This window comes from Mesorhizobium sp. M2A.F.Ca.ET.067.02.1.1, from assembly GCF_004023285.1.
Lineage (GTDB): Bacteria > Pseudomonadota > Alphaproteobacteria > Rhizobiales > Rhizobiaceae > Mesorhizobium.
Window position 1 is genome coordinate 1 of sequence record NZ_RZSB01000347.1, and the last position, 6,123, is coordinate 6,123.

Genomic DNA, 6,123 nt, shown 5'->3' on the forward strand with positions numbered 1-6,123 from the left:
ATCCTTCTCGATGAACCAAACCCTATGTCCGACGAGCATGCGCGCCTTGATGTGGATCAAAGTCGTTTCTAAGCCGCGCCCCCGACTTTCAAGGCATCCGGGATTCGAAATGGATGACCTCGCCATCGACCACGAAGGTGCCATGCCCGATGTGATGGATGGTTTTTGGCCTCGGCTGTTGCGGATCGATCCAAGCCTTGACGACTTCCAGCAGGAAGAGATTGTGTCTGTTGACCAGGCGCGTATCGACCACGCGGCACTCTAGGTTGGCGAAACATTCGGCCACCAGCGGCGCCGATACTTGTTCGGCGGGAAGCGGCGTGAACCATGCGGTCGCGAACTTGTCCGTGTCCCGGCCAGAGCAATTGCCGACCTTCACGACCTTCTCCGCAAGGCCGACGGCAGGGAGCGCGATCACGCATTCCCTGGTTTGACGCAAGGCGAAGAAGGAGAGGTCATTGCTTGACACGACGCAGGCGATCATTGGCGGCGCGACTTCCACCATCATGTGCCAGGACATCGTCATGATGTTCGAGCGGCCTTGCCTGGACCGCGTCGAAAGCAGGACGACCGGACCGGGCTCAATCAGCCGGTAGACATCGGCAAGCGGCAATTCCTTCATATCCGTCCCTCGCTTTGCGTCTGCGGGTGGGCTTGTGGGCTTGTTGTCCCGGACTTGTCGCGGGCATTGGCGTCACTCGCCTTGATCAGGGTCAAAGCCGGCATGCCGGGCCGGATTGATCATGATCAATGCCAGCTTGCGCGGCACCTGCGATGTTCGGCCAGGACGGCCAAAGGGGCTCGTTGATGGTCACTGAAGATTTCCTGCTATGGGGCGCCGTGCTCTGCCTCGGCTTCATCGCCGGAGCCGCGATCTATTTCGAGCGGGCGTCGTTCCGGCGAAGCAAAGGCTTGTCCGCAAGCCACGGCTTTGGGCGCCGCTCACGGCCGCATCACCCAAAATCAGAATTGAAGCGAGAAGCGAAGGGAAAGACACCATGATGTGGAATCCAGAAGAGTTTCGGGCGCCCGAGCTGCTCCCTTTCGCCCACACCGGCCAGAAATTCGTAAGAGCCGCCGCCGCGATGCAGGCGCATTCGGTCCGCGCGCTGCTGCGCTACCAGATCGAAGGCGTGTCCTTCCTCAAGCGGCGGTTCGAGGATGACCTGAAGCTTGTAGAGGAGCTGACCGGCGGTGACGAGTTCGTCGATGCGTTCGACGTGTTCGTGAATTTCGTCCAGAACGCCACCTCCGACTATGCGAAGGAAGCCGGCAAATTCGCTTCCATCGGCGCCAAGCTGGCTTCGGAGACAGCCGGGCAAGTCCGCAAGGAGGCGGAAGCAACGATGAACGACATGGCCGCGGCAACGCTTCCCGCCTGAAATGTCGCCATCAGGGAAAAGCTGGAAGCCAGCCGCCGATCGGTCCTCCGCCTGGAGCAGATATGACATGGCGGAAGATCCGGGGACGCCGCAGGGCTCCATGGGCACCGAGGTGATGGCCGCGGCCCCGGCGCCGCTATTGCCGGACGAAGAAAGCGCAAGCGTCTATCGCGATGTCGACAGGCTCTCGCATGCTCTGGTAGCGGCCTTCACCGCGGGCATTTCGCCGATCAGCCTCCTGCAGGCCTGGCAGGACTGGCTGCTGCACTTGTCCACATCACCGGGCAAGCAGGCGGAGGTCTCCACCAAGGCGGTCGAGAAGCTCGTCAGGTTGAATGATTTTCTTTTTCGCTGCGGGCTTGGAATGGGGACCGCTGCGCCGACCATCACACCCCTGCCGCAAGACAGAAGGTTCCAGCATCAGGCGTGGCAGTCATTCCCCTTCAACGCCGCGCAGCAAGCCTTCCTGCTTTCCCAGCAATGGTGGCACAACGCCACCAGCGGACTTCCAGGCGTTACCAGAAGGCATGAGCGCCTCGTCGAGTTCTACAGCCGGCAGATCCTGGATACCGTCTCTCCTTCCAACTTCCCGGCGCTCAACCCCGAGGTCATCGATAGGACCTTGCGGAAAAATGGCGCCAATTTCGTCAACGGCGCCAGCAATCTGATCGACGACCTGCTGCGTCTGGCCGACGGCAAGCCGCCGGCTGGCGTGGAAAACTTCCGGCCGGGCATCGAGGTCGCCGCCACACCGGGCGAGGTGATCTTTCGCAATGAACTGATCGAGCTGATCCGTTTTGCGCCGATGACGGACACCGTGAAGGAGGAGCCGATCCTCATCGTCCCCGCCTGGATCATGAAATACTACATCCTCGATCTTTCACCGGAGAACTCGCTGGTCCGCTATCTTGTCCAGAGCGGCTATACGGTTTTCTGCATCTCCTGGCGCAATCCGGGCAGCGACCAGGCCGGAGTATCGCTCGACGACTATCGCCAGCTCGGCGCGATGGCGGCCATGGACTCGGTCGAGGCAGCGACGGGAAGCAGCCAGATTCACGCGGTGGGCTACTGCCTTGGCGGGACGCTGCTGTCGATAGCGGCGTCGGCAATGGCCCGTGACGGCGACCACCGCCTGGCCAGCCTGTCGCTTTTCGCGGCGCAGGTCGATTTCGAAGAACCGGGCGAGCTCGGCCTGTTCATGGACGAGAGCCAGATCACGCTGCTCCAGGACGTGATGTGGGTGGAAGGCACCCTCGACCAGCGCCGCATGGCTGGCGCTTTCCAGATGCTTCGCTCGCAGGATCTGATCTGGTCACGCATGGTGCGCGAATATCTGCTCGGCGAGCGCGCTCCGATGACCAACCTCATGGCCTGGAATGCCGATTCAACCCGTATGCCGTTTCGCATGCAGTCGGAATATTTGCGGCAGCTCTATCTGGACAACGACCTTGTCGAGGGACGCTTTCGTGTCGAGGGAAGGCCTGTTCATCTGGAAGACATTCGAGCCCCAGTGTTCGCGGTCGGCACCGAGACGGACCACGTCGCGCCGTGGCGGTCGGTATTCAAGCTGACCTATCTCCTGGACACCGACATCGACTTCGTCCTGACCACCGGCGGGCACAATGCGGGTATCGTGTCGGAGCCCGGACACCCCAACCGGTCCTATAAAAGGCTCAGTTTCCGCCATGCCGCCATTCGTCCCCGCCCGGACGAGTGGGCAAAAGAGGCGGCCGTGACATATGGCTCCTGGTGGCCGGCCTGGGTCGAATGGCTGGCCGGTCATTCCAGCCGTGAGGTCGCGGCCGACCGGGGCGATGCCCTGGGCGCCTTGAAGACGGTTTGCGCGGCGCCCGGCACGTATGTCCTCGAGCGGTAGCTGCGTTCCAGCCGTTTGAGCGAGGTCAAGGCGCGGCGTCCGCTCAAGACCTATTCAGCAGCCATGAAACGTCGAACAGCGCTCAAGGTTCTGCCGTTTGCTATCGTTTTCGCATCGTCGGCTTGGGCGGGCGATAATCTGCAGGTTGCCTATGGCAAAAGGCTGGTCGAAACAAACTGCGCGCGGTGCCACGCAGTCGGCCGGACTGGCGAAAGCACCCATCCCGATGCCCCGCCTTTTCGTCTACTGCACCGCCGCTATCCGATCGAGGACCTGCAGGAAGCCTTGGCCGAGGGAATCTCCACCGGCCATCCGGACATGCCCGAGTTTGTGGCCTCTCCGGATCAGATCGAGGCGATCATCGCCTATATCGGGAGCCTCGGCCAATGACGGAGGAGAGCGCTGACGGCGCAAGAGGAGGTATCGGATGAAACGCGGAATCGGTAGTGAGGACGCCGAGGCTCCTGAGCTGGCGATCTCCGTCGGCAAGGTCTGTTTCATAATCGCCAAGGCGCATGGATTCGATGTCAAGGTCGCCGTCACCGAGCCGGATGCGGGCTCCAATCCCACGGACGACGGCGAAGTCGCGGTGCTTCAGGATCATGATGATGACCCCGTGCGCGAAGAGCTTGGGTCGCTGATCTCGGATCTCTCCGTCGACGAGCAGATCGACCTCGTGGCGTTGACATGGCTCGGCAGGGATGACGGCAAGGCGGGCGATTGGGACGAGGTTCGTCAGCAGGCCGCCTACGCTCACAACAGGCACACGGCCGACTATCTTTGCGGCAACCCGCTGTTGGGCGATCACCTTGCGGCCGGACTCGATGCTCTCGGCCTGTCCTCTCCCGACTGAACCGAAGTTGATGCACATCAAAGCGGGACGCTTTCGGCCGTGCTGGTCTACCCGTCTCTGATGGAGCCCGGATATGATCTACACGACGATATTGGTCCAGCTCGATATCGACGCCCCGGCAACGCCGCGGCTGATTTTCGCGCAGCAGGTCGCAAGGAAGTTCGAAGCGGATCTGATCGCGCTGGCGGCTGCCGAGCCCTCCACATTGGTGTCGCCGAGCGAGTCTTCTCCGGCTGTGGCCGAGGTGTTGCGTCACCGGACGCTCGAGATCGAGGATCGTATCAGCAAGCTCAAGGAGGAGTTCCTCGCCGTCGCCGGTGACAACGAGCGCGCATCCTGGCATGCGGAACTCGACGACCCTACGCGCGCCGTGGCGCTGCACGCGCGGGCGGCCGATCTGGTGATCACCGGAGCGCCGGCCGCGGCTGCCGCCGGCGATTTCCGAAGGACCGTGGATCCGGGAGCATTGGTGCTTTCCGCGGGCAGGCCGGTTCTGTTTGCGGCCGACGATCTCGCCTCCTTCAAGGGTGAGAGGATCATGGTCGCCTGGAAGGATTGCCGCGAAGCGCGGCGGGCCGTGGTCGACGCGATGCCTTTCCTGCGCAACGCCAAGGAAGTGACCGTTTTCAATGCGGCCGAGGAAGGAACGCTCGTCGCGCGGGATGGCGCGGCGGACGTGGTGCGCTTCCTCATGAGGCATGGTGTGAAAGCCCGGTCCCAACTGCTCGAAAGCGAGGGAAGCTCGGTGGGCGACTCGATTATCGCTGGAGCTGATCGAATCGGGGCCGATCTCATTGTGGCCGGTGGTTATGGCCATAGCCGGTTCCGCGAATGGGCGTTCGGGGGCGCGACGCGATCCCTGCTCGGATCGGGCTCGTTCCACAGGCTGCTGTCGAACTGAGTAGTCACCGCATTCCATGTCCGCCAGGCGGGCATAAGATCCAAGGAGACAAGCTATGCAGATGCTGGCATCCCTGTTCCTGCCGACTTATCCGGACCCGCCGGCGCCGAAGATCGCGTCGAATGCGGTGGCCGTGGCCAAGCAGCTTGGCGCCACGCTGGATGCGGCGGTCATCAATGTCGACATTCCGGACGTTTCCAACGCGCTGTCCAGCTTCCTGCTCGACCTCCCTGCCAAGATCCGTGAGGTCGAGACTGCCAGCAGGAATCGCGGCAAGGCCCTGCTGGAGAATGTCGCGGCCGAAGCCGCGCGGTGCAAAGTTACCCTGACCACTCAGGAGTTGAAAGCGCAGCCCGCGTTCTTAGGGGAAGCTGCCGCCCGGGAGGGCCGCTATTTCGACCTCTGCATGGTGGGATGGGCGAGGGATACCGAGTCCATCCGCATGACCGCTGAGGAGGTCGTGTTCAGCTCCGGCCGGCCGGCCTTGATTCTCCCGGGTGACGAAGATGTCGGTGCGCTCGACAACGTGGTGATCGCCTGGGACGGCAGCCGCGTGGCTGCAAGGGCAGTGGCCGACGCGAAGCCGTTCCTGGAACGCGCATCGGCTATATCGATCGTGAGCGTGACCGATGAGAAGGTGCTGCCAGGCAAGGATATTGCTGAACGCCTTGCGCATGGACTTGCGGCGCGCGGGCTGCGTGCGAAGGCCCAGTCCATTCAGACTGGCGACAGTGAAATTGGCGTCGCCCTGCAGGAGCATGCCCTTAAAGTCGGCGGCAACCTGCTGGTCATGGGTGGCTGGGGCCACTCCCGCCTGAGGGACTTTGCGCTTGGCGGCGCGACGGAGGGGATTTTGTCGAATCTGCGTCTGCCGGTCTTGATGTCGCATTGATGCAAGCCGCCCGGAAGCGCGGTTCCGGGACAACAACGACATGCATCGAAACAGGGACTTGAAGCGCGTCGCCTGGATCCAGTTTCAACGCACCGCGCTTTGCGATCGGGCAATGTCGTAATCATCGAAGGGATAGAAGTGGACCGCCTTCAACTTGACCGGCGTCTCATAGCCCTCAATGCGCACCGTTGCCCACCGGTCCCCCGGATCGTCCTGCCA

At 62.4% G+C, this 6,123-nt stretch carries 8 protein-coding genes; 7 read left to right on the forward strand and 1 reads right to left on the reverse strand.

The window, feature by feature from the left end:
- Nucleotides 1-88 precede the first annotated feature (88 nt).
- On the reverse strand, nt 89-622 hold the full coding sequence (locus tag EOA28_RS21610) for a flavin reductase family protein (RefSeq protein WP_127250919.1): 534 nt from the start codon (nt 620-622) through the stop codon (nt 89-91).
- 152 nt (nt 623-774) lie between these two features.
- On the opposite strand from EOA28_RS21610, the gene EOA28_RS21615 reads away from it, so the two are divergent.
- From EOA28_RS21615 to EOA28_RS21645, 7 genes are all read left to right on the forward strand, one after another.
- Nucleotides 775-1,002, forward strand: coding sequence for a hypothetical protein (locus EOA28_RS21615; protein WP_126079263.1), 228 nt, complete (start codon nt 775-777; stop codon nt 1,000-1,002).
- Nucleotides 999-1,382, forward strand: coding sequence for a phasin family protein (locus EOA28_RS21620; RefSeq protein ID WP_127250920.1), 384 nt, complete (start codon nt 999-1,001; stop codon nt 1,380-1,382). Before EOA28_RS21615 ends, EOA28_RS21620 begins: the two co-directional genes overlap by 4 nt.
- Nucleotides 1,383-1,482: 100 nt before the next feature.
- Nucleotides 1,483-3,258 carry an alpha/beta fold hydrolase gene (locus EOA28_RS21625; RefSeq protein WP_189342128.1) on the forward strand — a complete coding sequence of 592 codons (1,776 nt, stop codon included), beginning with the start codon at nt 1,483-1,485 and terminating at the stop codon, nt 3,256-3,258.
- 15 nt (nt 3,259-3,273) lie between these two features.
- Nucleotides 3,274-3,648, forward strand: a complete 375-nt coding sequence (locus tag EOA28_RS21630; protein ID WP_245463187.1) for a cytochrome c — start codon at nt 3,274-3,276, stop codon at nt 3,646-3,648.
- 37 nt (nt 3,649-3,685) lie between these two features.
- Nucleotides 3,686-4,111, forward strand: a complete 426-nt coding sequence (locus tag EOA28_RS21635; RefSeq protein WP_127250922.1) for a DUF3775 domain-containing protein — start codon at nt 3,686-3,688, stop codon at nt 4,109-4,111.
- A gap of 73 nt (nt 4,112-4,184) precedes the next feature.
- A complete protein-coding gene (locus tag EOA28_RS21640; protein WP_127250923.1) occupies nt 4,185-5,012 on the forward strand; it encodes a universal stress protein in 828 nt (275 codons plus the stop codon).
- Between the two features lie 55 nt (nt 5,013-5,067).
- Nucleotides 5,068-5,904 (forward strand): universal stress protein, encoded by an 837-nt coding sequence (locus tag EOA28_RS21645; protein WP_127250924.1) that lies wholly within the window; start codon nt 5,068-5,070, stop codon nt 5,902-5,904.
- Nucleotides 5,905-6,123 lie beyond the last annotated feature (219 nt).